Annotated in this window: 31 protein-coding genes; 11 read left to right on the top strand and 20 right to left on the bottom strand. The window is 56.5% G+C overall.

Annotation, left to right across the window (positions count from 1 at the left end; translation table 11 throughout):
• Positions 1-44: 44 nt before the first annotated feature.
• The 8 genes from ACOYNV_RS04515 to ACOYNV_RS04480 all read right to left on the bottom strand — a co-directional run bounded on the left by ACOYNV_RS04515 (position 45) and on the right by ACOYNV_RS04480 (position 8,205).
• Positions 45-278 (bottom strand): hypothetical protein, encoded by a 234-nt coding sequence (locus ACOYNV_RS04515; RefSeq protein WP_422898550.1) that lies wholly within the window; start codon positions 276-278, stop codon positions 45-47.
• A 576-nt stretch (positions 279-854) separates the two neighbouring features.
• Positions 855-3,248, bottom strand: coding sequence for a putative bifunctional diguanylate cyclase/phosphodiesterase (locus ACOYNV_RS04510; RefSeq protein ID WP_422898549.1), 2,394 nt, complete (start codon positions 3,246-3,248; stop codon positions 855-857).
• On the bottom strand, positions 3,238-3,480 hold the full coding sequence (locus tag ACOYNV_RS04505) for a DUF2934 domain-containing protein (RefSeq protein WP_422898548.1): 243 nt from the start codon (positions 3,478-3,480) through the stop codon (positions 3,238-3,240). The genes ACOYNV_RS04510 and ACOYNV_RS04505 overlap by 11 nt, the downstream gene beginning before the upstream one ends.
• A 508-nt stretch (positions 3,481-3,988) precedes the next feature.
• Complete coding sequence (locus ACOYNV_RS04500) at positions 3,989-4,633, bottom strand: response regulator (RefSeq protein ID WP_422898547.1); 645 nt, start codon at positions 4,631-4,633, stop codon at positions 3,989-3,991.
• The gene (locus ACOYNV_RS04495; protein WP_422898546.1) at positions 4,608-5,963 is read right to left on the bottom strand and encodes a PAS domain-containing sensor histidine kinase; all 1,356 of its coding nucleotides are present in this window, start codon (positions 5,961-5,963) and stop codon (positions 4,608-4,610) included. The genes ACOYNV_RS04500 and ACOYNV_RS04495 overlap by 26 nt, the downstream gene beginning before the upstream one ends.
• Before the next feature lie 100 nt (positions 5,964-6,063).
• Positions 6,064-6,783 carry a DNA polymerase III subunit epsilon gene (dnaQ, locus tag ACOYNV_RS04490; protein ID WP_422898545.1) on the bottom strand — a complete coding sequence of 240 codons (720 nt, stop codon included), beginning with the start codon at positions 6,781-6,783 and terminating at the stop codon, positions 6,064-6,066.
• A 257-nt stretch (positions 6,784-7,040) separates the two neighbouring features.
• On the bottom strand, positions 7,041-7,496 hold the full coding sequence (gene rnhA, locus ACOYNV_RS04485; RefSeq protein WP_422898544.1) for a ribonuclease HI: 456 nt from the start codon (positions 7,494-7,496) through the stop codon (positions 7,041-7,043).
• Complete coding sequence (locus tag ACOYNV_RS04480) at positions 7,486-8,205, bottom strand: class I SAM-dependent methyltransferase (protein ID WP_422898543.1); 720 nt, start codon at positions 8,203-8,205, stop codon at positions 7,486-7,488. The genes rnhA and ACOYNV_RS04480 overlap by 11 nt, the downstream gene beginning before the upstream one ends.
• A 27-nt stretch (positions 8,206-8,232) precedes the next feature.
• Here ACOYNV_RS04480 and gloB point away from each other — a divergent pair, with 27 nt between their 5' ends.
• Entirely contained in the window at positions 8,233-8,994 is a 762-nt protein-coding gene (gene gloB, locus ACOYNV_RS04475) for a hydroxyacylglutathione hydrolase (protein WP_422898542.1), read from the top strand.
• Between the two features lie 178 nt (positions 8,995-9,172).
• Here the strand turns inward: gloB and ACOYNV_RS04470 are convergent, their stop codons facing one another.
• The 3 genes from ACOYNV_RS04470 to ACOYNV_RS04460 all read right to left on the bottom strand — a co-directional run bounded on the left by ACOYNV_RS04470 (position 9,173) and on the right by ACOYNV_RS04460 (position 11,039).
• On the bottom strand, positions 9,173-9,604 hold the full coding sequence (locus ACOYNV_RS04470) for a response regulator (RefSeq protein ID WP_422898541.1): 432 nt from the start codon (positions 9,602-9,604) through the stop codon (positions 9,173-9,175).
• An 11-nt stretch (positions 9,605-9,615) separates the two neighbouring features.
• Positions 9,616-10,572 (bottom strand): diguanylate cyclase, encoded by a 957-nt coding sequence (locus ACOYNV_RS04465; protein WP_422898540.1) that lies wholly within the window; start codon positions 10,570-10,572, stop codon positions 9,616-9,618.
• Positions 10,573-10,649: 77 nt separating this feature from the next.
• Complete coding sequence (locus ACOYNV_RS04460; protein ID WP_422898539.1) at positions 10,650-11,039, bottom strand: hypothetical protein; 390 nt, start codon at positions 11,037-11,039, stop codon at positions 10,650-10,652.
• A gap of 79 nt (positions 11,040-11,118) precedes the next feature.
• On the opposite strand from ACOYNV_RS04460, the gene ACOYNV_RS04455 reads away from it, so the two are divergent.
• The gene (locus ACOYNV_RS04455; protein ID WP_422898538.1) at positions 11,119-11,538 is read left to right on the top strand and encodes a hypothetical protein; all 420 of its coding nucleotides are present in this window, start codon (positions 11,119-11,121) and stop codon (positions 11,536-11,538) included.
• A gap of 23 nt (positions 11,539-11,561) precedes the next feature.
• On the opposite strand, the gene ACOYNV_RS04450 is transcribed toward ACOYNV_RS04455, so the two are convergent.
• The 3 genes from ACOYNV_RS04450 to ACOYNV_RS04440 all read right to left on the bottom strand — a co-directional run bounded on the left by ACOYNV_RS04450 (position 11,562) and on the right by ACOYNV_RS04440 (position 13,957).
• Positions 11,562-12,452, bottom strand: a complete 891-nt coding sequence (locus tag ACOYNV_RS04450; RefSeq protein ID WP_422898537.1) for a DMT family transporter — start codon at positions 12,450-12,452, stop codon at positions 11,562-11,564.
• A 207-nt stretch (positions 12,453-12,659) separates the two neighbouring features.
• Entirely contained in the window at positions 12,660-13,520 is an 861-nt protein-coding gene (locus ACOYNV_RS04445) for an SPFH domain-containing protein (protein WP_422898536.1), read from the bottom strand.
• Entirely contained in the window at positions 13,517-13,957 is a 441-nt protein-coding gene (locus ACOYNV_RS04440) for an NfeD family protein (protein ID WP_422898535.1), read from the bottom strand. The genes ACOYNV_RS04445 and ACOYNV_RS04440 overlap by 4 nt, the downstream gene beginning before the upstream one ends.
• Positions 13,958-14,253: 296 nt before the next feature.
• Between ACOYNV_RS04440 and clpX the strand changes: the two genes are divergently transcribed.
• Positions 14,254-15,291 carry an ATP-dependent Clp protease ATP-binding subunit ClpX gene (gene clpX / locus ACOYNV_RS04435; protein ID WP_422898534.1) on the top strand — a complete coding sequence of 346 codons (1,038 nt, stop codon included), beginning with the start codon at positions 14,254-14,256 and terminating at the stop codon, positions 15,289-15,291.
• On the opposite strand, the gene ACOYNV_RS04430 is transcribed toward clpX, so the two are convergent.
• On the bottom strand, positions 15,282-15,725 hold the full coding sequence (locus tag ACOYNV_RS04430; protein ID WP_422898533.1) for a universal stress protein: 444 nt from the start codon (positions 15,723-15,725) through the stop codon (positions 15,282-15,284). The two genes, clpX and ACOYNV_RS04430, sit on opposite strands and share 10 nt — an antisense overlap.
• A gap of 209 nt (positions 15,726-15,934) precedes the next feature.
• Between ACOYNV_RS04430 and ACOYNV_RS04425 the strand changes: the two genes are divergently transcribed.
• Genes ACOYNV_RS04425 through ACOYNV_RS04415 form a run of 3 tightly spaced genes read left to right on the top strand, consistent with a single transcriptional unit; the run spans position 15,935 to position 17,996 of the window.
• Positions 15,935-16,393 (top strand): hemerythrin domain-containing protein, encoded by a 459-nt coding sequence (locus ACOYNV_RS04425; RefSeq protein WP_422898532.1) that lies wholly within the window; start codon positions 15,935-15,937, stop codon positions 16,391-16,393.
• On the top strand, positions 16,390-16,626 hold the full coding sequence (locus tag ACOYNV_RS04420; protein ID WP_422898531.1) for a DUF2249 domain-containing protein: 237 nt from the start codon (positions 16,390-16,392) through the stop codon (positions 16,624-16,626). The genes ACOYNV_RS04425 and ACOYNV_RS04420 overlap by 4 nt, the downstream gene beginning before the upstream one ends.
• A gap of 53 nt (positions 16,627-16,679) precedes the next feature.
• The gene (locus tag ACOYNV_RS04415) at positions 16,680-17,996 is read left to right on the top strand and encodes a hypothetical protein (RefSeq protein WP_422898530.1); all 1,317 of its coding nucleotides are present in this window, start codon (positions 16,680-16,682) and stop codon (positions 17,994-17,996) included.
• 181 nt (positions 17,997-18,177) lie between these two features.
• Here the strand turns inward: ACOYNV_RS04415 and ACOYNV_RS04410 are convergent, their stop codons facing one another.
• Together ACOYNV_RS04410 and ACOYNV_RS04405 are read right to left on the bottom strand one after the other, a co-directional pair.
• Positions 18,178-18,435 carry an NnrS family protein gene (locus ACOYNV_RS04410; RefSeq protein ID WP_422898529.1) on the bottom strand — a complete coding sequence of 86 codons (258 nt, stop codon included), beginning with the start codon at positions 18,433-18,435 and terminating at the stop codon, positions 18,178-18,180.
• Positions 18,436-18,473: 38 nt separating this feature from the next.
• Entirely contained in the window at positions 18,474-19,136 is a 663-nt protein-coding gene (locus tag ACOYNV_RS04405) for an RluA family pseudouridine synthase (protein ID WP_422898528.1), read from the bottom strand.
• A 325-nt stretch (positions 19,137-19,461) separates the two neighbouring features.
• Here ACOYNV_RS04405 and ACOYNV_RS04400 point away from each other — a divergent pair, with 325 nt between their 5' ends.
• The gene (locus ACOYNV_RS04400; RefSeq protein WP_422898527.1) at positions 19,462-20,400 is read left to right on the top strand and encodes an AEC family transporter; all 939 of its coding nucleotides are present in this window, start codon (positions 19,462-19,464) and stop codon (positions 20,398-20,400) included.
• A gap of 189 nt (positions 20,401-20,589) precedes the next feature.
• On the opposite strand, the gene folE is transcribed toward ACOYNV_RS04400, so the two are convergent.
• Positions 20,590-21,234, bottom strand: coding sequence for a GTP cyclohydrolase I FolE (gene folE / locus ACOYNV_RS04395; RefSeq protein WP_422898526.1), 645 nt, complete (start codon positions 21,232-21,234; stop codon positions 20,590-20,592).
• 222 nt (positions 21,235-21,456) lie between these two features.
• Here folE and ACOYNV_RS04390 point away from each other — a divergent pair, with 222 nt between their 5' ends.
• The 4 genes from ACOYNV_RS04390 to ACOYNV_RS04375 all read left to right on the top strand — a co-directional run bounded on the left by ACOYNV_RS04390 (position 21,457) and on the right by ACOYNV_RS04375 (position 24,571).
• Positions 21,457-22,701 (top strand): nitronate monooxygenase, encoded by a 1,245-nt coding sequence (locus ACOYNV_RS04390; RefSeq protein WP_422898525.1) that lies wholly within the window; start codon positions 21,457-21,459, stop codon positions 22,699-22,701.
• Positions 22,702-22,801: 100 nt separating this feature from the next.
• Positions 22,802-23,185 (top strand): RNA recognition motif domain-containing protein, encoded by a 384-nt coding sequence (locus ACOYNV_RS04385; protein ID WP_422898524.1) that lies wholly within the window; start codon positions 22,802-22,804, stop codon positions 23,183-23,185.
• 58 nt (positions 23,186-23,243) lie between these two features.
• Positions 23,244-23,480 carry a hypothetical protein gene (locus ACOYNV_RS04380; protein ID WP_422898523.1) on the top strand — a complete coding sequence of 79 codons (237 nt, stop codon included), beginning with the start codon at positions 23,244-23,246 and terminating at the stop codon, positions 23,478-23,480.
• A 245-nt stretch (positions 23,481-23,725) separates the two neighbouring features.
• Entirely contained in the window at positions 23,726-24,571 is an 846-nt protein-coding gene (locus ACOYNV_RS04375) for a 23S rRNA (adenine(2030)-N(6))-methyltransferase RlmJ (RefSeq protein ID WP_422898522.1), read from the top strand.
• Positions 24,572-24,606: 35 nt separating this feature from the next.
• Here ACOYNV_RS04375 and ACOYNV_RS04370 read toward each other — a convergent pair whose 3' ends face one another.
• Both ACOYNV_RS04370 and ACOYNV_RS04365 read right to left on the bottom strand, forming a co-directional pair.
• Positions 24,607-24,963, bottom strand: coding sequence for a nucleotide pyrophosphohydrolase (locus tag ACOYNV_RS04370; protein ID WP_422898521.1), 357 nt, complete (start codon positions 24,961-24,963; stop codon positions 24,607-24,609).
• A gap of 8 nt (positions 24,964-24,971) precedes the next feature.
• Positions 24,972-25,166, bottom strand: coding sequence for a hypothetical protein (locus ACOYNV_RS04365; RefSeq protein ID WP_422898520.1), 195 nt, complete (start codon positions 25,164-25,166; stop codon positions 24,972-24,974).
• Positions 25,167-25,228 lie beyond the last annotated feature (62 nt).

Here is a 25,228-nt window from a genome sequence, read left to right as displayed (position 1 = left end):
CCTCACTGGCCAGGCGCAGCAGTTTGGAACTGAGTACCAATCCGTTATCGCGGGCGACAACCAGATCGGCTTCGGGCTTCGAATTGAACCTTGTTCTGCTCGGTACCCATGTTGAGGGTGGCCCCCTGGCGGGCCGCGCCGGGGCTGTCGGTCACGATCAGCACCGGCTTGCGCCAATAGGCAAAACACCGTAGCACGCGGTATGCAGTCCGTGGCCCAGGCGTTGAGTAGCGTTGTTGGCTGGCCCATTCGAGATCGGTTGAACGTTTGAATTTCATGGGTCACCAAAGTGATGTTCAGTTCAGGCAATGCACCCATGATCTTGCTGCCCGGGAGCTTGAAGGGGCTATGGAAGTGCTGATGGCATTGTCGAACTGGACGGTTGTTTACTGATCAGGCCATTACTTCGGCGTTGATGTCGCCGAGAACATCAATAAACCTCGGCAAGGCTCAATTTCCTCAATTAATTAATTCCATGTACCCAATTACCCTACTTTCATAGAAGTGTATCAATGCTTACAGATGCTGGACATACTAAAAAATATGTATTCCAGCTACTGGTAAACACGTAGATTGCCAGGGGAAATGCGGCTATCCTGAATGACAAAGATCCGTTTTTCTAATTGGATTTTCTTGTAATTGGCGTTGTAAATTCCAAGCACAATCGCTGGAATGCCCTGAAATTGGCGTTCTACAACGATGCACGCCGGAGAGCGACTAAATACGCGCCTCTCCAGAAGCATGACTTGTAGAACGCCTATTCATAGGCGCTGCAGGCCATTCTATTTTTTGTTGTTACAGGAGCGCAGATTCTCGGCGCGATGGGCGCTGCTCAGGCGGGCAATATGCAGCGCTTAATCGTCGCGGCTGACCAAAGGCCGATTGATCCAGGACGGATCAGGGCGCCAGTTGCTAGCCCAGCCGGGAAGATCAGCGGCCGGCATGGGACGGGCGATGCCGTAGCCTTGGGCCAGCTCGCAACCAAGATGCAGCAGCATTTCTCCCTGCTCTCCGGTTTCCACTCCTTCAACGATGACCTGGCGGCGGAAGGCCGTGGCGAGACCCAGCAGACCCTCCAGAATGGCCAGGTCGTCCGGGTCGCCAAGCATGTCGCGCACGAAGCTCTGGTCGATCTTGAGCAGGGTAACCGGCAGGCGTTTGAGGTAGGTCAGTGAGGAATAGCCGGTGCCGAAATCATCCAGGGCAAACATAACTCCGAACTCTCGGCAGGCCTCGATGACCCGGGATGCTCCGGCCAGGTCTTCCAGCGAGCTGGTTTCCAGCATCTCCAGTTCGAGCCGGCCGGGCATTATTCCCGGATGCGCCGCCAGGGTTTCACGCAGTTGCTCGACGAAGGCCGTCTGTTGCAGTTGGCGGGTGCCGATATTGACGCTGATCGGAATGTCCAGTCCGTTGGCCTGCCAGAGTGCCATCTGGGTGAGCGCGGTATCGATCACCCATTCTCCGATTTCGACGGCTAGCGGGTGATCCTCGATTACCGGCAGGAACACTGACGGCGGCAGGAGACCGCTTTCCGGATGTTGCCAGCGGATCAGCGCTTCGGCTCCGACCACCGTTCCAGTGCGCATATTCACCATGGGCTGGTAATAGAGAACGAATTCACGTGCAACGAGGGCGCGGCGGATGCGCTCCACGCTCTCCTGGCCGCGAAGGCCGCTGTCTTGCTCGGGGTTGAAGACGTGGTAACGGTTCTTGCCAGCCAGCTTGGCCTGGTACATGGCCTGATCAGCCTGGCGCAGCAGCAGATCCGCCTCGACTTCTTCCCCCTGCGGGTAGAAGGTGACGCCGAGACTGGCCGAAACCTGGAGCACCAGGTCCCCGACATGCACTGGCTGGGCGGCGGCGGCAAGCAGGCGGCTGAGTGTCGTTACACTGGATTCGATATCCGCCAGATCGAGCAGCACGGCAACGAACTCGTCCCCACCCATGCGGGTAAGCGTGTCGCCTTCGCGCAGGCTTTCCTTCATGCGGTTAGCCACGGTGATCAGCAACTGGTCGCCGGCGTCATGCCCGTGCTGGTCATTGATGGCCTTGAAGCCATCAAGGTCGAGATAGGCCACGGCCAGCGGCTGTTTGCGTCGCAGGGACTGAGCCATGGCCTGATGCATCCGGTCGGCCAGCAGCACGCGGTTGGGCAGCATGGTCAGCGCGTCATAGTGGGCGAGATGTTCGAGCTGCCTTTCATGCGCCTTGAGCTCGGTAATGTCGGAGAACAACGCCACATATTGCTTGGTATTGCCTTGGGCGTCGTACACGGCGCTGATGGTTTTCATCTCGGGATACACTTCGCCGCTTTTGCGCCGGTTCCAGATTTCACCGTACCAGTGGCCCTTCTCGATCAGACCGCGCCACAAGGCGCCATAGAATTCCTTGTCGTGGCGGCCTGAACTGAGCAGGCGCGGGTTCTGGCCGAGAACTTCGTCACGGCTGTAGCCGGTGATGCGGCTGAAAGCGTCATTGACGTCAACGATCATGCCGTCAGCGGTGGTGATCATGATGCCCTCGCGGGCATGGGTGAAGACGCTGGCGGCCATGTGGAGTTGCTCTTCGGCTTGCTTGCGCCCGCTGATGTCGCTCAATACGATGCGTAGCACCGCTGCTCCATCTTTGTCCTGTGCGGCAATGGCTTCCAGTTGCGCCCAGAAAGGCGAGGCATACGGTTTCGCCATCCGCAATTCGCGCGACTGCGGTTCGCCGGTTGCAACGAGCTGATTGCTCAGCAGGTAGTAGATGTCCTGGTCTTCATTGAAGATGAATCCGGTGAACGGTTGATTGACCAACTCGTCCTGTGTCAAACCCAGCAGGGTGGCGGCGGTGAGGTTGGCTTGCAGAATCAGCCCGCTTTCGTTGACGGTGCAATAGCCCACCGGCGCCAGGTCATAGAGGTCGAAATAGCGAGCCTGCGAAGCTTCCAGTTCTTTCTGGACCCGGTGCAGTTCCTCGTTCTGCATCTCCAGTTCGATCTGATGCACGCGTAGTTCGTGCAGGGTCAGCCGGATGTGTTCGGGTGACAGGGATTCATTACTCTCTGACAGCGGGGTGGCTTTTTCCCGGAAGATGGCTTCTGCACGCTGGCGCAACTCATGTCCCGAGCCTGATGCTCCGTCGGCCGGGTGAATGGCGTCAATTGCTGATTCTTTCGTCCGTTCCGAGGTGGCTTTCACCGATGTCTGCCCGATCTTGTTCGGCATGGCGATGGCTTGCTGGCCGGAAGATCTAATTTTCACTGCGCAGAAATGCTTCCATTTCGGCTGCCACTTCAGCTTCGGCGACGAGCCAGTCGGACAACTCGCCTCCGGGCATGAACCCGCGCCGTTCGGCGTTGAAATACGCCGCCTCAGCGATCTTTTGTTCGTAATTCGCGTCGCCTGGCCATGAACCAAGTCGCTCTGATCTGCGCACATGCGGCGCTGCAGCGTGTTCTTCGGGCTTGTTCTCAGACAGGTTTAGGGTTGTCATTTTCATTTCCTGATTGATGTAAGACTTCGTGGTAAAGGGTTAGTGGAAACCGCTTCGAATCGTGGCTCGAGAACTGGCCTGGCTTGAACCGGCCAAGCCCCAACGACTGAGAGCCTGTGAAAATATCAAGAATCCACCGCAGAGCCGCAAAGGCGCAGAGAAAACGCAGAGTAACCCCATTGTTTTTAAAGGTTTTCTCTGCGAAACCTTTGCGACTCTGCGCCTCTGCGGTGGGTGTTCAGGTATTTTTTCACAGCCTCTGACATCGAATTACGCTATCAAGAAGAAATATATCCCGCCGCAGAGGCGTGGGTAATACCTCGGTTGCCGTATTTTCGATACCGGTAATCGGGTTTTATGGACTACGTAAAATGGGGAGTTTGTTCTCTGTTGCCGGCGTGGAGCACAGAACAGAAAAAATCGGAATGCCTCAGGAAAGGTATTCCGATTAATGTCTTGCAGTTGTTTTCAGGAGGACAACTGGCGAGCGATCACCGGCATGGAAACATCAGGGTACGACGAGGCCATTGCGAATGGCGTATTTTGCAAGATCAACCGCCTTGTGCAACTTGAGCTTTCGCATGAGGTTGCGGCGGTGAACATCGACCGTGCTTGGCGAAATGTACAATTCTGCGGCGATTTCAGGCGCGCTCATGCCTTCAGCAAGCAGGGTGGCCACCTGAAGTTCGCGCCGCGACAGAGGGTTCTCGTCGGGGTCGCCGGACTGAGACCGCCGCCCACGCAGACTGTCGGTCACCAGCGCCGTGACTTCAGGGCAGAGATAGCTGTGCCCCTCAACCACGCTGAGTATGCCCTGTTTCAACTCGGCCCCGGCCGCTGACTTGGTGATGTAGCCGTTGGCTCCAGCATCCAGCATCTGCTTGATGACGCCGCGATTAAGGTAAGTGGACAAGGCCAATACTTTGATGTCCGGGTGACTGGCGAGCAAGCACTTCGTGGTCTCGATGCCTGATAAGCCCGGCAGGCTGACATCCATGACCACTATGTCGGGCGAAAATTCATCCACCAGGCGCAAGGCCGTCTCGCCATCACCGGCTTCGGCGACAACTTGCATGGTGTTGTCCTGCTCAAGCACCACGCGCAACGCTTCGCGTACTACCGTATGGTCATCGACAAGAATAATCCGGATCAATGCGGCTCTCCTCTTCAGCTATGCGGCATGGTACGGTCAGAGTGACCGTCGTCCCGTTGCCAGGCCTGCTTTCGATATCCATTTCACCCCCGATATTGGTGATGCGCTGGTATATGGAACTCAGGCCAAAACTTTGTTGCCCAGACAAAATGCCTGGGAAATTGGCTGCATCGAAGCCGCAGCCGTTATCGCTCACAATTAGTACCAGTTTCTGATTATGGCACAGGCAGGAAAGTCCGGCATCGCTGACTTGGGCATGTTTGACAATATTGAACAGGAGTTCACGCACTGAGCGGTACAGCAATGCCCTTGTTTCATAGTTGATCGGCTTCATGCAGGATATTTTGTTGTCGAACTGCACGACCAGGCCGTACCTGCGTTCATCCTCCTCGGCCAGCCATTCCAGCGCCGGCATGAGACCGAAAGTGTGCAGGATCGGTGGGCTCAACTGCAGGGTAATCATCCGCGCCGACAGGTCGGCCTCATCCACCAGTCTCACGATCTGATTGACTGAAGGCCGGGGCGAGTCAGCGCCAAGCGAGTTCAGTTTGATCTTGATGGCGGCCAACAACTGGCAGAGGTTGTCATGCAGTTCCAGCGCCAGCAGGCGCCGCTCACGTTCTTCGAGCATCGACAGTTGGGCTGATACTGCGCGTAGCTGCTTTGTCCGATCGTTCACCTTTTCTTCGAGTAGCAAGGCCATTTCACGCAATTGTTCTTCGGCCTGCTTACGCACCGTGATGTCGTTCAGTACGATGCGCAGCACTGGCGCCCCATCATCGTCCCGCGCTGAAATGGCTTCCAGATGGGCCCAGAATGGCGTGCCGTCCTGCTTGGCCATCCGTAACTCGCACGATTGCGGTTCGCCGGTCGCAATGAGCTGTTTGTTGTGCAGGTAGTAGATATCCTGGTCTTCACTGAAGATGAACTGGAAGATCGGTCGCTTGACAAGTTGGCCACGGTTCACCCCCAGCAAGGTGGCGGCGTTGAGGTTGGCCTGGAGGATCAGCCCGTTTTCGCTGACCGTGCAATAGCCCACCGGGGCCAGGTCATAGAGGTCGACATAGCATGCTCGCGAAGCGTCCAGTTCTTCATGCGCCCGGCGCAGTTCTTCATGCGCCCGGCGCAGTTCCTCGTTCTGCATTTCCAGTTCGATCTGATGCACGCTCAGTTCGTGCAGCATTTGGCGGCTCGCTTCGGGTGACAAGGCGTCAAAACTGTCTGGAGACGGGGCGGATTTTTCCCGGAAGATCGATTCCGCCCGCTGGCGTAGCGCCAGCCCTGAAGTTGCCGAAAGTGCGGCGGCGGCGCGGTTATCCTTGCTATCCATGGTGCAACTCCATCTTGTAAGCATTCCTTTGCTCTCTCGCCAACTCATTCGGAAAGGCCCAGCAACATTGTGCCTTGAAAACCATGTTGCTTTCATCGAATCAGCTGACTGTCTCACCCGAAAGCCAGAGGCATTTTCCCTTGCTTTCCTTCTGGATCGCCGCGAGTGCCTGATCGTGTTGAGCGAGTTCTTCATCGCTGGCGCGGACGATGCACTGTGCCCTGCGCTGGCCACCGTTCAGTGCCTGTTCAGCGGTTTCGGGCTGTCCAGAATTGTTGTTGCCGAGGTCCATGATCAGGCTTTCCTGACCCCGGGTCATCGCTACATAAACCTCGGCCAGAATCTCGGCGTCGAGCAAGGCGCCGTGCAGGGTGCGGTGCGAATTATTGACGCCGTAGCGCTCGCAAAGTGCGTTGAGATTGTTTTTCTTGCCGGGATGCAGATCCTTGGCCATGCGCAAGGTGTCGTGCACGTGATGACAGACGGTGTCTATCGGTGCCATGTCGAGCAGGGCGAGTTCGGCGTTCAGAAAACCGATATCGAAAGGGGCGTTGTGGATAATCAATTCAGCGCCGCGCACAAAATCGAGAAATTCGGCGGCGATATCGGCGAAGTGAGCCTTGTCCTGCAGGAATTCGAGGCTGATGCCGTGTACCGCCAGGGCGCCGGCATCGATGTCGCGATCCGGATTGAGGTAGCGGTGAAAGTGCCGTTTGGTCAGGCGTCGGCTACGCATTTCAACACAGCCGATTTCGATGATGCGGTGCCCGAGTTTGTGCTCCAGGCCGGTGGTTTCAGTATCGAGGAATATGTGGCGCATAGTGGGGTGTCCGGGCAAGGGGGTGAAGCTGTTCCTGGTGAACTTCGTGGTTAATCCTGGAAAAAGCAGTTGACCACAGCGAACACAGCGGAAAAACAATGACTTGCAATGTTTTCATGAATTACCCTTTGGGTGAGCCATGAAATCCTGAAATGCTGAGCCCCCCAAGAGTATTTGCTTCGCAGCAGCTTTTCGCTGTGTCCGCCGTGTCGCCGTGGTTTGAACTGCGGTTTTCAGGATAATTGCGGTTTCCAGGTTTAACCGGTTTTCTTGAGCAATTCGTCGATGCCGCGATTGGCCAGCCGGTCAGCACATTCGTTGCCGGGATGCCCGGCGTGTCCCTTGACCCATTTCCACTTGATTTCATGTTGTTTGGCGAGTCCGTCGAGTATTTGCCAGAGGTCGACGTTCTTTACCGGCTTCTTGTCGGAAGTTCGCCAGCCATTGCGTTTCCAGTTGTGAATCCACTCGCTGATGCCTTTCTGGACATATTGCGAGTCGGTGTGTACGTGAGCTACGGAGGGGCGCTTGAGGGCTTCGAGTGCACGGATGACGGCGGTCAGTTCCATCCGGTTGTTGGTGGTGTCGGCTTCGCCGCCCCACAGTTCCTTCTCGATGTCGCCTGTCTGCAGCAGAACGCCCCAGCCACCGGGGCCGGGGTTGCCGCGGCAGCCACCGTCGGCATAGATATTGATGATTGCATCATTGACCACGTTGTTCCTTTTGAGTAATTGCAGTGAGTGCCTTGGCGGAAAGCTGTTTCAGTTTCCAGGGCGGCAGGATCAGGCGCATGCCACTTACCCGCTTGACTGCGCGCAGGAGATAGACGCCGCCGGCAAAACTCCACCAGCGGTCGCCCACCGCTTCAATGAAATGCCAGCGTTTGAGCCAGCGCTGCTGTTCGCAGGGTGGTGCATAGCAGCCAAAATTGCCACGCTCGACCTCGAAGCTGAGCAGTTGCAGCCAGTCCTTCAGGCGCAGAACCGAGATGTAGTCGCCATTCATCGGGAAGCCCTCGGCGCACTTGGGCAGGCGTTGGCGCAAACCCCAGAGCGAAAGCGGGTTGAAGCCGGTGATCACCAGTTGCCCTTCCGGAATCAGCACACGCTCGACCTCGCGCAGTATCTGGTGCGGATTGTCGTGGAACTCAAGGATGTGCGGCATTACGACAAGATCGATGCTGTTTGCTGCGAAGGGCAATTCGCGCAAATCGCAGAGGACATCGACCGGCCCCGACTCGCCGGCAACCTGGCGCAGCGGTATGCGGTTGTGCGCGAGCAGATTGCATTGCGGCAGGCCGAGCTGGAGCGCGTTGTAGCCGAACAGGTCGGTTACAACCGCATCGACCCTGGCCTGCTCCCATGCCATGACGTAGCGCCCTTGCGGCGTATGGAGCCAGTCATCGATTCCGGGAATTGACATTTTCTGCAGTTCTTCCACAATCAGGCCATGTTTGACGTCATCAGAATTCCAGCGTTCAAGGATAACTATATCTGGCTGTTGCACAAGGGTGCGGCAGCGGTTGTGGTCGATCCCGGCGATGCCCGCCCCGTGCTCGAGGTGCTTGAGCGGGAAGGTTTGTCCTTGGCTGCCATTCTTGTAACGCATCACCATGCCGATCATCAGGGTGGCGTGGCGAGTTTGCTGGCCCATTTCCCGGCCGAGGTTTACGGTCCGGCGACTGAGTCTATCACAGGCATTACTCAGCCTTTGCACGGCGGAGAAACGATCTGCCTGGCCGCGCTTGACGCCGAATTTCAGGTTCTGGCTGTTCCCGGGCATACGCTTGGGCACCTTGCTTACTATGGTTCCGGGTGTTTGTTCTGTGGCGACACGCTGTTTGGTGCCGGCTGTGGGCGGTTGTTTGAGGGGACGCCGGCGCAAATGCACGGTTCGTTGACACGACTGGCGGCATTGCCCGATCAAACAGCCGTTTATTGTGCCCACGAGTACACCGAGGCCAATTTGCGTTTTGCGCTGGCCGTCGAACCCGGCAACCGCCACTTGCAGCGGCGCGTGGCTGAAGTGGCGCTGGCGCGCGCCAAGGGCCGGGCGACGGTACCGTTTTCAATGGCGCTGGAGAAGGCGACGAATCCGTTTTTGCGCTGCAGCGAGCCTGAAATTGTCGCTTCAGCCCAGGGCCGAATGGCGCGGGCGCACGATGCACTTCAGGTGTTTGCCGTGCTGCGCGAATGGAAGAACGTTTTCTGAACGAAAATTCAGCCTTAAAACCTCAATCTATCCACGAAAATCACGAAAGGCACGAACAAAATCAAGAGCTTGATGTATTTTCTCCATTCACCTTTTGGGTGGCGATCTTCAGCTTATTCTCTCCTTGATTCTTTTCGTGCTTTTGGTGTTTTTCGTGGACGAACTGCTTTTTCTAGGTTCAGTCGTCGCGCTGTTCGAGTTTCGGCGCAGTCGAGTCCATAGGCGGAACCGGTATTTTTCGTGTCTGCCAGGCTCGATCAAGCGTGTCCAGCACCTTGGCGGAATTGAAGGGCTTGATGATGAAGCCGCTGGCGCCGCCATGAATTGATTCCTGAACGATATCAACGCTTGGATTGCCGGTGATCATCACGACGACGATTTCCGGATTTTTTTCCTTGATGTTCTGCAGCGCTTCCAGGCCGTCCATCTCCGGCATCATGACGTCCATGATGACGATGTCCGGCTTTGAGCGTTCGATGAACTGGAGGGCGAGGGTGCCGTTTCTGGCTTCGCCAATGATCTGATAGACCTCGTTGCGCAGGATGCCGCGCAGCAGCGTTCGCATCACTTCGTTGTCGTCGACAATAAGGACTTTTGGGTGAAGGGGCATGATTTGTCAGTTCAGATGTCTTGCGGGTCAAGGGATGTCGTTTGGCAAACACGATTTCGTCCGCCGTGCTTTGCCTTGTAGAGTGCAAGATCTGCGGCGCCAACGATGTCCTGTGGATCGGTTTCCGGCATCGCCACGGCTGAAGCGACGCCAAAACTTGCCGTGACATGCGCCAATGGCGTTCCCGGGTGGGAAATGTTCAACTGGCTAATGGCCTGGCGCATCTGTTCGGCAACGAACGTGGCGCCGTTCAGCGTGGTTCCGGGCAGAACGGCGACAAATTCCTCGCCACCGTAGCGCGCCAGCAGGTCACCGCCCCGATCCATGGTGCTGGCCAGGGTTTGCGCGACCTTCCGCAAACACTCGTCGCCGCTCTGGTGGCCGTAGGTATCGTTGTACAGTTTGAAGAAATCAATGTCGCACATGAGTATCGACAATTCGTCGCCCTGGCGCATGGCGCGTCGCCATTCACGCGACAGCACTTCGTCAAAGTGACGGCGATTGGCAATGCCGGTGAGACCATCGAGCGAGTTCACCCGCTTCAGTTCCAGATTGGCGGCGTCGAGCTTGCGCGTCAGGATGAGCAGGGACTGGCGCATCTGGATGATGCGCTGCATGGCGCGAATCTTGGCGGAGAGGACTATTTCGCTGATCGGCTTGTGCAGAAAATCGTCGCCCCCAGCGGCAATACCTGTCTCGATGTCCTCGTCCTTGTTCAATGAGCTTAGGAAGATAATCGGCGTCCAGTCACCCGGCGCTTCCAGCTGGCGAATCTGTCGGGCCACTTCGTAGCCGTCGAGGTCCGGCATGATGATGTCGAGCAGTATCAGGTCCGGGCGTTCTTTCAGAAAAAGGTCAACGCCTGCGGCGCCTGTTTCAGCCGGAATGGGCGAAATGCCTATTTTCCTGACATAGTCGCAAAGAAGCTTGAGACTGGTTTTACTGTCTTCGATGACTAGGGTCTTCATCCGGATCCCAAAACAAAAATTGGTGCGCCTGGTCATTTTAGCCTGATTGGCCTGATTGGCGTGATCGCCAGACGTTTTCACCTGTTTCGAAGGTGTATCTCGCATCCACTCAGCGCATTGCCAGGTGCTTCGATGCCGAAGAAACGCACTTCCCGCCGCATCAGTGCTTCAGCCTTGACTAGTGCGGTTGTGCCGTAGAGGCTGGCAAGCGAATTGCGGTAAGGCTCATATTCACCCGAATCACAAAGTTTGAGCAGGCTCTCGATGCAGCGGTAGATACGACGGCGGTCGCTGTCGATCTGCTCGAAATTGCGGATCCAGTCGCAGCCTTCGCGGGTTGCTTCTTCGTCATCGAGTTCCGGCAGGTAAAGGATGGCTTCACGGATCGGTGAGCGCGATCTCGAAACGCGGATGGGCGCCAAAGCTGGAGAAGCAGCCCTGATCGTCGGGGTTGAGCAAAGTGACATTCATTACCGGCTACCGTCGTTCTGGCGGATGAGGTTCTATGTTTAAATGGGTTCATTGTTCTATTGGAGTTTGTGCACCATGTTTTCAGGTTTCTTCAGGGAATTAAAAGTTCAGATCATCACACTGGGTCAGGTCATCAGAACCCGCGAGTTCTGGATTTACTTTGCTGTGATTCTGCTGCTGGTTCTGCTTGCCGTTGCCGGTATCCGCATGGCAACGGGGTTTGATCCGCTGACGCGCGGACTGCTTCAGATGGGCTTTTCATGCCGTACCGGCGAAGGTCAACTGGCCACCATTATCAGCGGTTCCTTCGTGTTTGCCATTGCTTGCGTTTTCACGCTGGGCGAAGTAACCCACTGGGTTGAAGAGACCCGCATGGCACGCGCTCCCGGGCGGCAGCACTACAAGATCGGCTATTGGCGGCCGATCCTGCACGTGCTGGGTACCGTCATTCTGGGGGTGAGCGGCTATCTGCTGATGCTGACCTGGTGCACTTGAGCGACCAGGCGGTTATGCATGGATCAATTCCTGATCGGAGTGGCTCCGTAGCGTGAGGCGATGTAGGAACCCAGCGACACAAAAAACAGGCCACTCAGTAGCCAGGCCGTCAGCGCTTCATCCAGAAGTGGAACGGCAATAATGCCGGTCACGATGGGTACCAGCGCCAGAAAGGCGGCAGCGCGCTCCGTGCCGAGGATGGAGATAGCCTTCAGGTAGGTCAGCATGGCCAGAATAGTGGCGATGACGCCCTGGAAGATGCTCTGAATGACAATCATCGACAGTGGTGCCGCCGCCAGTTCCTTGGGTAGCCAGAGCACGTAAACCGGCAGGTAAAGCACGGCCGAGCCGAGTGCTACGGCGCGTGTCAGCGTCCATGCTGCATAACCCCAGCGTGCGGCAAATACGCTGTAGAAAGCCCAGGAGATTGAAGAAAGGAGAATCAGCAGATCGCCAATAACCGAATCGGCGGACCAATGGGTGAAGTAGGGCATGGCGGCGCAGACGATTCCGGTGGCAATCAATACGAGTCCTACGCTGCGCATCGGGCCCGGACGCGTGCCGGCAATCAGCCAGACTATCGCGCTGATCAGGAAAGGCTGCAGGCCGGCGAGCAGGATGGCGCCATGCGCGGCGGGAGCGTACTTGAAACCCTGATAGACGAGCAGGCAGTAGAGCAGATTGCCAAGTATCGCCAGCAACCACAGACGGCCATCACGCCAGATTCCTGCCGGCAGGCTCCCGGCAAAAGGGAGAATAACAAGGGACGCGGTAATCAGGCGCAGGGCAAAGATGTCGTAAGGTGTAAGAATGCTCTTGCCGCCAAGCCGCGAGACAAGCGAGAACCCGGACCACATGACCAGCGTGGCCGCGGCGGCGAGATAGCCGCGAAGCAGGTGTTTGTTATCCGGCAAGGGCTTGGTTCCTGGAGTGCGCTGTGTTTTTGTTTCAGAGCATGTAATGAAGTGCCTGAAATCTCACCGCAGAGGCACAGAGGCGCAGAGGTTACACAGAGAAAACCTTTGAGAACAAGGATTCCTCCGCTTTTTCTCTGCGCCTCTGTGTCTCTGCGGGCGCGTAGCCTGGCCTCGGGCCATGGGTTTTGACTATTTTCAAAGATATCAGGGTTTTGGCAGCTTCTGGAACAGACCGCGTAGGGTGCTTTGCAGATCGGCTGGCAGCAGCACGAGCTTGGCGTTTTGCGATTCGGCCAGCTTGGTGATGCTGGTGATGTACTTCTCGCCAAGCAGATAAAGCATCGGCAATTCGTTTTCGCCAAAGGCGCCAGTTACCTTGGTAATCGCCTGCGAGGACGCATCGGCCAGCATGATCTGCGCTTCGGCGTCGCGCTTGGCCGATTCCAGGCGCGCTTCAGCGCTCAGGATCATCGACTGCTTCTCACCCTCGGCGCGCGTCACCATGGCTTTCCGTTCCCGTTCGGCGGCGGCCTGCAGTTCCATAGCGCGCTGCATGGATTGCGAGGGCTTGATGTCCTGGATTTCGACCGATTTGACGGTGAGCCCCCAATCCAGCGCCTCGTCGGCGACGCCCGCTTTCAGGCGCGCCTTGATCATGTCGCGTTGCGAAAGCGCCTGGTCAAGTTCCATCTCGCCGACAATCGAGCGCAAGGTGGTCATGATCATGTTGCGAATGGCTTCAGAGTAGTCCTGAACGCCATAGACGGCCTTTACCGGGTCGGTGACCTTGATGAAGGCAATGGCGTTGACCACGATGACCGCGTTGTCGCGGGTGATGACCTCCTGCTCCTGCACATCGAGGATGATGTCCTTGGTCGTGACTTTGTAGGCGACGGTGTCAAAATAAGGAATGATGAAGCGCAGACCAGGCATCAAGGTCACGTGGTACTTGCCCAGACGCTGCACGATCCATTCTTCTCCCTGGGGAATGATGCGCACGCCTTTGGCCGTCGTAACAATGACGAAGGCCAGGAATACGAGTGAGGTGACGATCATGCCGGTCATTTTTCTTTCTCCACTTTAACGAAATTTCCTTCGACGACGACGATGCGGACACGCTCGCCGGCCTTGATTTTTGTATCTGCGTAACATTCCCATACATCGGAACCCAGCACCGGTTTTTGAAAGCGGACCTTGCCACGTATTTCCGGGTTGATGTCGGTTGTCAGGACACCGACTTCGCCCGCCACCGAAGCGGCCGAAGTGCCCACCGTTGTTACCGTGCGCGGCCGCAGGTGGCGAAACCAGACGCCAACGAGTACGGCCGAGAGTCCTGCCCACAGCAGTATTTGCGTTGCGACAGCCAGACCCGGGGCGATCAGCAGGATGATTCCGACGCCGATGGCGCTGATTCCGAACCAGATGATGAAAAAAGCAGGAACCACCAGTTCGGCCATCGCCAGGCAGAATCCGAGTACTACCCAATGCCACCATTCGAACATTATCCCGCCCCCCGGCAAATCACTTGAGATTACATTTAACCCAAGCCGCAGTTCAAACCACGGCGACACGGCGGACACAGCGAAATTTCATGGCTCACCCAAAGGGTGATTCATGAAAACATTGCAAGTCATTGTTTTTCCGATGTGTTCGCTGTGGCCAACTGTTTTTTCTAGGTTTAAGGAAACGAAGCATAGCGCATCATCGGCGCAGGGTGCATCCGCTATCGCGCCTTGATTCGGAATAACATAGGGCGTTTGCGTTGTTATTCGCGTTTTTGTCGATGAAGGGGAAGACCTTGCTAGCCAAAGAAACCACACCCAGTTCGATCGTTGCCTATCTTGACCAGTACGTGATTGGTCAGGAGGAGGCCAAGAAGGTGCTGGCGGTTGCTGTTTATTCGCACTACAAGAAGATTTCTACCTTTCGTCCAGACAGCGGAGCCATTGCCAAGAGCAATGTTCTGCTGATCGGTTCGTCCGGAACCGGGAAAACCCTGCTTTGCGACACCCTGTCAAGAATGCTGGGGGTTCCCTTCGTGACAGCCGATGCGACTTCCCTGGCGCAGACCAAGTACGTCAATGAAGAGATCGAGGCGGTCTTGCAACGCCTCGTCGACAAAGCCGATGGGCTTGTCGAACAGGCGCAACTTGGCATCGTCTTCATCGATGAGATCGACAAGCTGAAGGCGACAAAAGCCGAAGCGCGGGTGATTTCCGGCGAGAGCGTGCAACACGCCTTGCTGAAGATCATGGAAGGCTCGCCGGTCAAGCTGAAGAGCAATCAGTACATTGATACGACCAACATCCTGTTCATCTGCGGGGGGGCGTTTGTCGGGCTGGAGAACATCATGTCCAAGACCCATGGCTTCGGGTTCATCTCGACGTCCGGTGAAGACAACAAGAACATTCTGGAGCGGCTCAACAAGCGGGTAAAACCGACCGACCTTTTCGAGTACGGGTTGATTCCCGAATTTACCGGTCGCTTGCCGATCATCGCCAACTTCCAGAATCTGAGCAAAGACATGCTGGTCAGAATCATGAGCGTGCCGAAAAACTCGATCTACAAGCAGTTCATCGAAATATTCAAGGCTGAAGGCGTCGAACTGAGTATCAGCCCGAAAGTGTTCGAGCAGATTTCCGAAATCGCCATTGAATACAAAACCGGCGCCCGCAGTCTGCGCGGAATATTCGAGGAGTTGATGACGCCTGTCCTCTATGTCGTGCCGGACAACCCGGATATTTACCGGGTCGAAATCAGCTCATTGTTCGACGATCCCCGCCTGCTAAGGCGAGCCCAGGCTCCGGCAATTGTAATGTCGGAAACTCAACGGTAGACCAGCACCGGAATTTTCGAGTGGGTGAGAACCTTGTTGGTCTCGCTGCCCAGCAACAGGCCGCTGAATCCCCGCCGACCGTGCGAAGCCATGAAAATCAGGTCACAGTCACTCTGGCTTGCGGCCTCGATGATGGCTTCGTAGGGAATGTCGCTGGTCAGTGCCAGTTTGGTGCAGTTCACACCCGCTTCCAGGCAGAGCCCTTCGACAAATCCGAGAATCTGCTGCGCCTGCTGTTCGGCAAGTTCGGCAAATTGTTCCGGTGTCGTTGAGTCAATGAGTGCACCTTCGCCGTAGTAGGTCACCGGATATTCAGGCTTGGCATAAAAAGCGGTGACGCGCGCGCCAGTTTCCTTGGCGAAGGAAGCCGCGCGACGGGACGTGTCCTGGGATAGTTGCGAACCATCAGTAGGAATGAGAATGTGCTTGAACATGAAGACTCCTTTTCATTGTTATGACCGTGTTTTCAATATAGCCGGAAAAGCGCCGGAAGAACAATGGAATCAAGAAAGGCTGTGCTGCAGAGGCGGCGATTTGCGTTTCCCGGGGCGAAAAGCCTTCTTTTTTTCCGTTTTGATCTTCATCAATACATGAGGTTCGTTGTTGCCGGAGAATTTTCCGCCATGACTTTGTGAGTGATTACATGGAAAGTATCCGGGATTTGATGACCGATGACCATCGGCAGTGCGACGACTGTTTTGTTGCCGTCGAGCAGTCGGTCGCCAGTGGAGAGTGGGGTAATGCCACAACACAATTTGACCAATTGCGGGACGCCATGCGGCGGCATTTTGCCGTCGAGGAATCGATCCTGTTTCCCGCCTTTGAAGCGCGCACCGGGATGTCCATGGGGCCAACACAGGTCATGCGTGGCGAGCATGCGCAGATGAAGGAACTGATGGCAGCGGCTGGAGACGCCATGGCGGCAAGGGATGCCGACGACTATTCGGGATATGCCGAAACGCTGCTGATCATGATGCAGCAGCACAACATGAAGGAAGAAAACATACTCTATCCGATGTGCGACCAGCATCTGGCCGCTCAGCTTGAAACACTGGTGCCGCAACTGGAGAGGGGAATTAATGCAACGGAGCCGATGCCATGACTCACGCGAAGGCTGACCGGGTGATCGATGGCCGCAGCATGGAGCCACCGGAGCCTTTCGTGCAGACCATTGAGGCGCTTGACACGATCGAGCCGGGCCAGAAGCTTCTGCTGCTGGTTGGACGCGAGCCCGTTCCGCTTTATCGGGCACTGGAACTTAACGGTTTTATATGGCAGACCGAGCGTCAGCCGGATGGGTCGGTTGAGGTCCTGATTTGGCACAAGCCGCGGTAACCGGTTTTTCACCAGTGTTTTCGTGCAACTGTTACGGCGGAGCCTGAGCGAAGGTGCAAGCGCTTCTTTCTTATGATCAGTCGCCACCGCTCGGCGCGCCGTTTCGTTTCTTCCTGACGGCGCCTGTATTCGCCATCCTCGCCGGCTTGCTGGTGCTGTGGAGTGGGCCGGATTCGTTGGCCTCGCGCTGGACCCCCGCGGTGCTGGCGATGACCCATCTGATTACCGCCGGATTCATGCTGCAGGTCATGCTCGGTGCGCTGGTGCAGATCATGCCTGTCGTCGCCGGCGCCAATATGGTCAGGCCGATGCGGGTGGTGAGTATCGTTCATGCCTCGATAAGTTTGGGCGCACTGTTCCTGGCATTCGCTTTCCTGAGTTTTTCGCCACTCCTGTTCAAGCTTGCTGCACTGTTCTTTGCCGTGGGCGTGGCATTTTTTGTCGGATCAGCAGCGCATGCACTGCAGGGTATTCCGCCTTCGAGTCCGACCATTGGCGGGCTGAAACTTGCTCTTGTGGGCTTGAGTGTCACCGCTGGTCTCGGCGTGCTGCTGGCCGTGTCGCTTGGCTGGTCGCTCAATCTGCCACTTTTGCGCTTGGTGGATATTCATTTGGGCTGGGGATTTACGGCCTGGGGGACGGTTTTGCTGGCCTCGGTCGCCTTTGTGGTGGTTCCCATGTTTCAGATAACACCCGCTTATCCTGACTGGTTATGCCGCCGGTTTTCAATGTTTGCGCTGGCCGTGGCGTTACTGTGGACCATTGCCGAATTGAGCGAGTGGGATCTCGCCTCGACCTTGCTTGGCACTGCGCTGGTGGCTGTTTCAGCCCTCTTTGCCGGCGTCACGCTGAATGTTCAGCGGCGCAGCAAACGCGCCCGTTTCGATGCTTCCCAGCATGGCTGGCGGGTCGCCATGCTGAGCGCTCTGGCCGCCTGTGCCGTGTGGCTGGCGGCAAGGGTTTTTCCGCTGCTTGGCGAGTGGCAGGGTTGGCCGTTGCTGTGCGGCGTGCTCCTGCTTTTTGGCGGTTTCATGTCGGTCATGGTGGGCATGCTCTACAAGATTGTCCCTTTTCTGGTCTGGCTTCACCTGCAGAATCAGGGGCAGTACCAAGGGAAAAGGCGGGTGATGGCGCCCAACATGAAAAAGATCATTGCCGAGCGGGAAATGGATCGCCAGATGCTGGCGCACTTTGCCGCGTACGTTCTGATGTTGCTGGCCGTGTTCTGGCCGACGTGGTTTGTCTATCCGGCCGGGCTGGCACTGGTGGTGGCCAATGGGTGGCTGCTGCGCAACCTGTTGTCGGCGATGACCGTCCAGCGTAGCCATTTGCTGAAAATCGAGTCTGTGATCAGCGGACAGGCCCTATGATGAATTTCCTTGCCCTGAGCCAGCACATCCGCCTTCGGTGTTAAATTCTCTCTTGAAAAGCTGAGCATAGCGAGTGCAGGTGCATCGCTGGAAGCCTCGCCAATAGGCGTTCTACAGTGCATCATGTCGCAGTGCCAATAGATACGCCACTCTTGGAGCTAATGGTTTGTAGATCGCCTATTCATGAGCCTTGCAGGGCATGCTCCCTCATGACCGTCGGAGGCGGTCCGACGCTTCGGATCAGTGCTCCCGGCCAGCCAAAACCGAAGAACATCTCGTGGGCGTGCCACTGATTGGGCGATAACGAGGTGGTCGGTGCCACCATGGTTCCTGAAAAGATCAGTACCCACAGAATGGGCAGGCTCAGACCGGATAAGCAGACCAGTGCAAAAAATGGGCGGAAGCCGACCAGCCAGAGTGGATGATTGGAAATTTTCATGATGATCTGAGGAGTGATGCAGGTGGTCTGATGCTTGGTCAGAAGGTGGGGGCACAGGTAAAGCTTAACTGCTCACCGCTTTCTGGATGTACAAAGGCCAGATATTCCGCATGCAGCAGGAGCCGATCTGCCTTTTCCTTGCTCACGGGATCAGCGTAGAGCGAGTCGCCGAGGATCGGGTGGCCGAGCGCCAGCATGTGAAGGCGAAGCTGGTGCGTACGACCGGTTTCGGGGGTGAGTTCCAGGCGTGAGCAGTGTTCGATGGCGTTGTAGCTCAGCACACGGTAGCGGGTGAGCGAGGGTTTGCCGGTCTGGAAGTCGACCTTGTGGCGCGGACGGTTTGGCCAATCGACGATGAGCGGCAAACACACTTCGCCCGAGGTCTGCGCGAGTTCGCCATCGACTACGGCAATGTAGCGCTTATCCACCAGCCTATCCTGAAACAGGATGCTCAGGCTGCGATGCATGGCCTTGCCGCGCGCCAGAACGAGTAGTCCCGAGGTGTCAAAATCCAGGCGATGCACGATCAGCGCATCCGGGTATTCGGCCTGAACCCGCCTGATCAGGCAATCCTGCTTGTCTTCACCGCGTCCGGGCACAGAAAGCAGTGCACTTTGCTTGTTGACGACAAGCAGCGCGTGATCAGCGTGGATCAGCTTGAATTCTTGCTCCGCTAATACGGAATGAGGCGTTGCTGACATGGCGCTGTGTCTTGGTTGTTAGTCTTGTTGAACCTAAAAACCGCAGTTCAAACCACGGCGACACGGCGGGCACAGCGAAAATCCTCAGCATTTCAGGATTTCATGGCTCACCCAAAGGGTGATTCATGAAAACATTGCAAGTCATTGTTTTTCCGCTGTGTTCGCTGTGGTCAACTGCTTTTTCCAGGTTGAAAGTTGGTTGATGGTGCGGCGCGTATTGTCGCGCGATTCCACGGTCAGCACATGCCTCATCAAATCCTTTAGACTTCCGCACCGGTTCGGCGAGGCTTGTCTCGACTGATTCATTCAGGAGCGTGCGATTTTAGTGGATACCTTTCTGCACCACGTGGCGCTTGCCGCACCGCTCTTTGTGCTGGTTTTTGTCGGTTACGCGCTGATGCGCTTTTCCGGCTGGCCGAAGTCGATGTCCGAGAACCTTACTCAATTCGTCTTCTCGGTTGCGCTACCGGCGATGTTGTTTCGTCTGATGAGCGACCTCTCCAAGTTGCCTCCCGTCGATGCGCGCCTGCTGATCGCCTTCTTTGGCGGTTGTCTGATTGTTTTTGTCATCGGTCGGCTGATCGCCTGGAAAGTATTTGCCCTCGACGGCGTCTCGCAGTCGGTATTCGCGCTCGGAGGTGTGTTCTCCAATAATGTCCTGCTCGGATTGCCGCTGGCCAAGGTGGCGCTTGGCGATGCGGCGGTTCCGTCGGTGGCGCTGGTGCTGGTGTTCAACGCGCTGATTCTGTGGACGCTGGTCACCGTTTCCGTCGAGTGGGCACGACACGGAAGTTTTTCAGCCAAGGGTTTTGCCAAGACGCTACGCGGGGTGCTGACCAACCCGATTGTCGCCGGGATTCTCTCCGGAGCGCTGTTCGGTTTGACCGGGTGGCCGTTGCCAGTGGCCATTGATGTGCCGCTCAGTATGGTCGGGCAGGCGGCGGCGCCAATGGCGTTGATCGCGCTCGGCATGGGGCTGGCTGAACACGGTGTGCTCAAGGGCTGGAAGATCAGCGTCGCCATCTGCACAGTCAAACTGCTCATACAGCCGATCGTGGTGTGGTCGCTGGCCAGGTTGCTCGGATTGCCGCTGATGGAAACACGGGTGGTGGTATTGCTCTCGTCGATTGCCGTGGGAGCCAACGTCTTCATCATGTCGCGGCAATTCAAGGTGCTTGAAGGACCGGTTGCCAGCAGCCTGGTGTTGTCAACCGGCCTGGCCGCCTTGACGACACCTTTGGCGTTGACCCTTACCGGCTTGTAAATCTCGAGCCACAGCGGATTCAGCCTAGAAAAGGCAGTTGACCACAGCGAACACGGCGAACACAACGGGAAATCAATGACTTGCAATATTTTCATAATTCACCCTTTGGGTGAGCCATGAAATCCTAAAAAACTGAGGCTTTTCGCTGTGCCCGCCGTGTTCGCCGTGGTTAAACTGAGGTTTTAAGGTTCAGTCGTTGCGGCGAACGCTGCCAATGGCGCGCAGAAATTCGTTGCGGAGCTGATCCGATGTTTCGAACTCCCCAGTGAAGGACTGGGTGATGACGCGTTCGTCACCGCGCCGGTCTTCGCCAAGCAGCAGGCACAATTGCTCGGCCTCAACCACGCAGGCGGCGCCGCGGGCCATGCCATGCTGCATCAACGCTTCGGCAACATCCCGAGTCATCCATTCCTGGTAGGTAAAGCGGTGGCCGATGGCGTCGACCAGGCGGGCGATCCGGCCAAATCCGTGCAGACGACCTCCAGGAAGATAAGCGACATGGGCGATCCCCCGAAAGGGCACCAGATGGTGCGGGCAGACACCATGCACGGCAATGCCACGGACCACTACCATGTCACGGCGATGGTCGGCAAACCCCTCGCCCAGCGCGCTGGCCGGGTCGAGGTCATAGCCGCCAAGCAGGCGTTTTTGCCACAGTTCGCGCACGCGTTGCGCGGTTCTGCCCATATGTTCGACGTCCGGCGCGATACCGCATGCCTTGAGCATGTCGCTGACCGCCTGTTCGAAAGCCGGTGCGTCAAAATTGTTCAGGCGCGGAATGCCAATGCCGGATGATGGGAGTGATGTGTTTTCGTGTTCGCTGCAGTCGGACATGGCGTACTCCTGGTTCGAATTTCTGATGCGGACGATAATACACGCCGCGAACAAAGGCGGTCGTATTCGGACAAATGAAAGACATCCGAGTAAATGAGTCAATGTTTTGAATTGTCCGACAAGCAAATTGGTGTCCGGATGAGCGATAATATTGCCTCGTGTAGTTTTTGAAGGCCTGTCGTTGCGGTGAAAACTGCCTGTTCGGGTTCTGGAAGGACATAGATGAAGTGTGTTGATGATTTCCGTTTGAAGTTCGGAAAGCAGGAGTTTGTGCCGATCATTATTGGTGGCATGGGGGTGGACATTTCAACGGCCGAATTGGCACTTGAGGCGGCTCGTTTAGGCGGGGTCGGCCACATCTCCGACGCCATGGTCAACACCGTTGCCGACCGGCGATTCAATGCCAAGTTCGTCAAGGATAAACTCAAGCAGTACAAGTTCAACGTTGCCAATTCGGACAAGTCCGTGGTTCAGTTCGATCTCGGTCAACTGGCCGAAGCGACGAGAATGCACGTCGGCAAGACGATGGAAGCCAAGCGCGGCGACGGCCTCATCTTTGTCAACTGCATGGAGAAATTGACCATGAACGCGCCCAGGGAGACCTTGCGTGTTCGCATGCGCGAAGCGCTGGATGCCGGTATCGACGGCATCACACTGGCCGCCGGACTTCATCTCGGCTCCTTTGCGCTGATCGAGGATCACCCGCGTTTTCGCGATGCCAAGCTGGGCATCATCGTTTCATCCTTGCGTGCTTTGCAACTCTTTCTGCGCAAAACGGCACGCACCAATCGCTTGCCCGATTACGTGGTGGTCGAAGGGCCATTGGCCGGCGGCCATCTGGGTTTTGGCATGGACTGGGCCGAGTATGATCTGGCGACCATCGTTGCCGAGATTCGCCAGTTTTTGCTGGCTCAAGAACTCGATATTCCGCTGATTCCGGCTGGCGGAGTGTTTACCGGCAGCGATGCGGTGGCCTTTCTCGAAAACGGCGCTGCTGCGGTACAAGTGGCAACGCGCTTTACCGTCGCCAAGGAATGCGGGTTGCCCGAAGATGTGCAACAGCTTTATTTCAAGGCCAGTGAAGATCAGATCGAGGTCAACCAGATTTCACCTACCGGTTATCCGATGCGCATGCTGACCAACAGTCCGGCGATTGGCGACGGCATCCGCCCCAACTGCGAAGCCTACGGCTATCTGCTCGACAGCACCGGCAATTGCTCCTACATCGCCGCCTATAATCGGGAAGTCGCCGCCCATCCGGGAGTGAAGCGTATTTCGGTGAAGGACAAGACTTGCCTGTGTACGCAGATGCGCAACTTCGATCTGTGGACCTGTGGCCATTACACCTATCGCCTCAAGGATACGACACGTAAACTCGATGATGGCAGCTATCAGTTGCTCAGCGCCGAGCATGTTTTCCGCGATTATCAGTTCAGTACGGACAACAGGATCGCTCTTCCGGGGTAGCGACTGCTTTTTGCGTATGCAATTTTTATTAGACTCCGGCGTCCGGCCTTGCTATTGTTGCACAGCAGTTTCCTCAACGTATTAACCTGGGAGTTCTCAATTGGGCACGAAGCTATACGTCGGCAATCTAAGCTACGACATCAACAAGAACGATCTGGAGCAGATGTTTGCCGCGCACGGTACGGTGACTTCAGTTCAGGTAATTACAGACCGTGAAACGCAACGATCAAAAGGTTTCGGCTTTGTCGAAATGGGTTCGGATCAAGAGGCTCAGGCCGCGATTGCCGCACTCAACGGCAAGAGCATCGACGGTCGTGCCTTGACGGTCAACGAAGCCCGGCCGCAGGAGCCGCGTAGCGGTGGTGGTGGTGGCGGTGGCGGTGCTCGTCGCGGCCCCGGAGGCGGCGGCGGTGGCGCGCGTGGTCCCTACGGATCCGGTCGTGGCGGTTCAGGTGGCGGTGGTGGTGGTGGAAATCGCTACTGATTGATTTTGCAAACTCAGGTTCTGGTGTCGCTGGTGCTGGTTACGGGCGACTCTGGACTTGGTCATTTTTTTCGTAGCGCTTCATTCGGCTTCTGTGCCGATCAGGGACATTGTTTTGGCAAAACCAAATTACTCGTTTGAAAAACGTCAGAGAGATCTGGAAAAGAAGAGAAAGCAGGAAGAAAAGCGCCTGCGTAAACTTGCGGAGAAAACCCCCGCTGATGGCGATATTAACGAGGCTTCCTCTGAAGCCGGGGTGCCGTCGGATGCCGATCCGGCTAGCGCTGGAAACTGATCGACAAGTACAGGAATAGTACCCGGCGCTGTTGTTAGCGTGAAAGTCGCGCTAGCGACTCTCGAACCTCCCCTCGCCCTCTGGGAGAGGGGTCGGGGGTGAGGGAAACGGGCAGGGCTTTCATAATTTGGGGCGCCTTGTATAGCCATGCCCGTTAGGCCGGTGTACCTGTTTGCCTGACGGACTTATTGCCGTCGCCCGGCATTCAATCGTTTCCCCAGTCGCCATCGCAGGCAATCTCGCCCATGCTCAGCTATCGTCATGCCTTTCATGCCGGCAACCACGCCGACGTCCTCAAGCATCTTGTCCTTGTCCAACTGACGCGATATCTCGGTCAAAAAGACAAGCCGTTCTGGTACGTCGACACGCACGCTGGGGCCGGTGCCTATGCGCTGGATTCCGGTTATGCGGTCAAGCTCGCCGAGTACAAGGAAGGGATCGGTCGCTTGTGGGGGCGCAATGACCTGCCGGCACCACTGGCCGAATATGTGGAACTGGTGCGCAAGATCAATCCTGATCGTCGCTTGCGGGCCTACCCGGGTTCGCCATATTTCGCCTTGTGGACGATGCGTGAGCAAGATCGATTGCGCCTTTTTGAATTGCACAGCAAGGACGCGCGCCTGTTGCAGGAAAACTTTCTGGACGCCGGAAAACAGGTGATTGTGGAACCGACGGACGGTTTTGCCGGACTCAAGGCGCTGTTGCCGCCACCGTCACGTCGTGCCCTGGTTCTGATCGATCCTTCCTACGAAGACAAGCAGGACTACGAGCGGGTTTTTCATGTGCTGAAAGAGTCGTTATCGCGTTTCCCCGGTGGAACCTATGCGCTGTGGTATCCGCAACTTACCCGCCTGGACGCCCATGAATTGCCGCAGCGTTTAAAGCGTCTTCCGGTCAAGAGTTGGCTTCATGTGGCCTTGCGCGTCAACGAACCGACCAAGGATGGCTTCGGGATGCATGGAAGCGGAATGTTCATCATCAATCCGCCTTGGACGCTGCACGGCACGCTTGCTGAAGTGATGCCGTACCTGGTGGACGTGCTCGGGATGGATTCAGGCGCTGGCTATAAGCTGGAGCAACTGGAGGGCTAGTACCCCGGTGGGTTTGTTGCATTTATCAAGGCGCTTCAATCCTCAAGTTGCGTATACTTCCGGCTTGAGCCATAGGCCTTCTCAACCGGATATTTTACGGCGTTTTTTTCGAGCTTGCTACGGGCCGCTTCCAGCAAATCTATTCCGGCTTTGTCGGCGATGAGCAGCAGATAGAGCAGCACATCGGCGCACTCGTCACGAAGCGCTTCCTGTGTACCTTCCTCGTTAAACAAGGCTGACATTTCCTCCTCGCTTTTCCATTGCGTCAGTTCGAGCAATTCAGCCGCTTCCAGATTGAGCGAAACGATCAGGTTGCGCAGGGTGTGAAATTGCGCCCAGTTCCGCTCGTCGCGAAACTTCAGCAAGGCTTGCGTCAATTCCTGAATGCTCATCAGATCAATCAAAAAAACGTTGCCGAGCAGCGGCTGAAAGGCTCATTCGTGCCGCGTGCTTTGGGCAGGGTGATGAAGGGCAGGCGTATCCCGGTTAGGGATACGATGATTTCGAGATACTGTTGCCAGTAATCAAGGGTGATGTCGTGGATGCGCACGGCAATGCGACCGTGGCGGTTTTCCGAATTGGATGCAATGAGCAATTCTACAGCGACGGGGTGGAAATCAAGACGAAAAAAAACCGCAGACTCGCTGCGGTTTTTTG

This window comes from Propionivibrio sp. (assembly GCF_049316945.1).
Lineage (GTDB): Bacteria > Pseudomonadota > Gammaproteobacteria > Burkholderiales > Rhodocyclaceae > Propionivibrio.
Note: the sequence above shows the minus strand (reverse complement) of the source record. Positions and strands in the feature narration are given on the sequence as shown.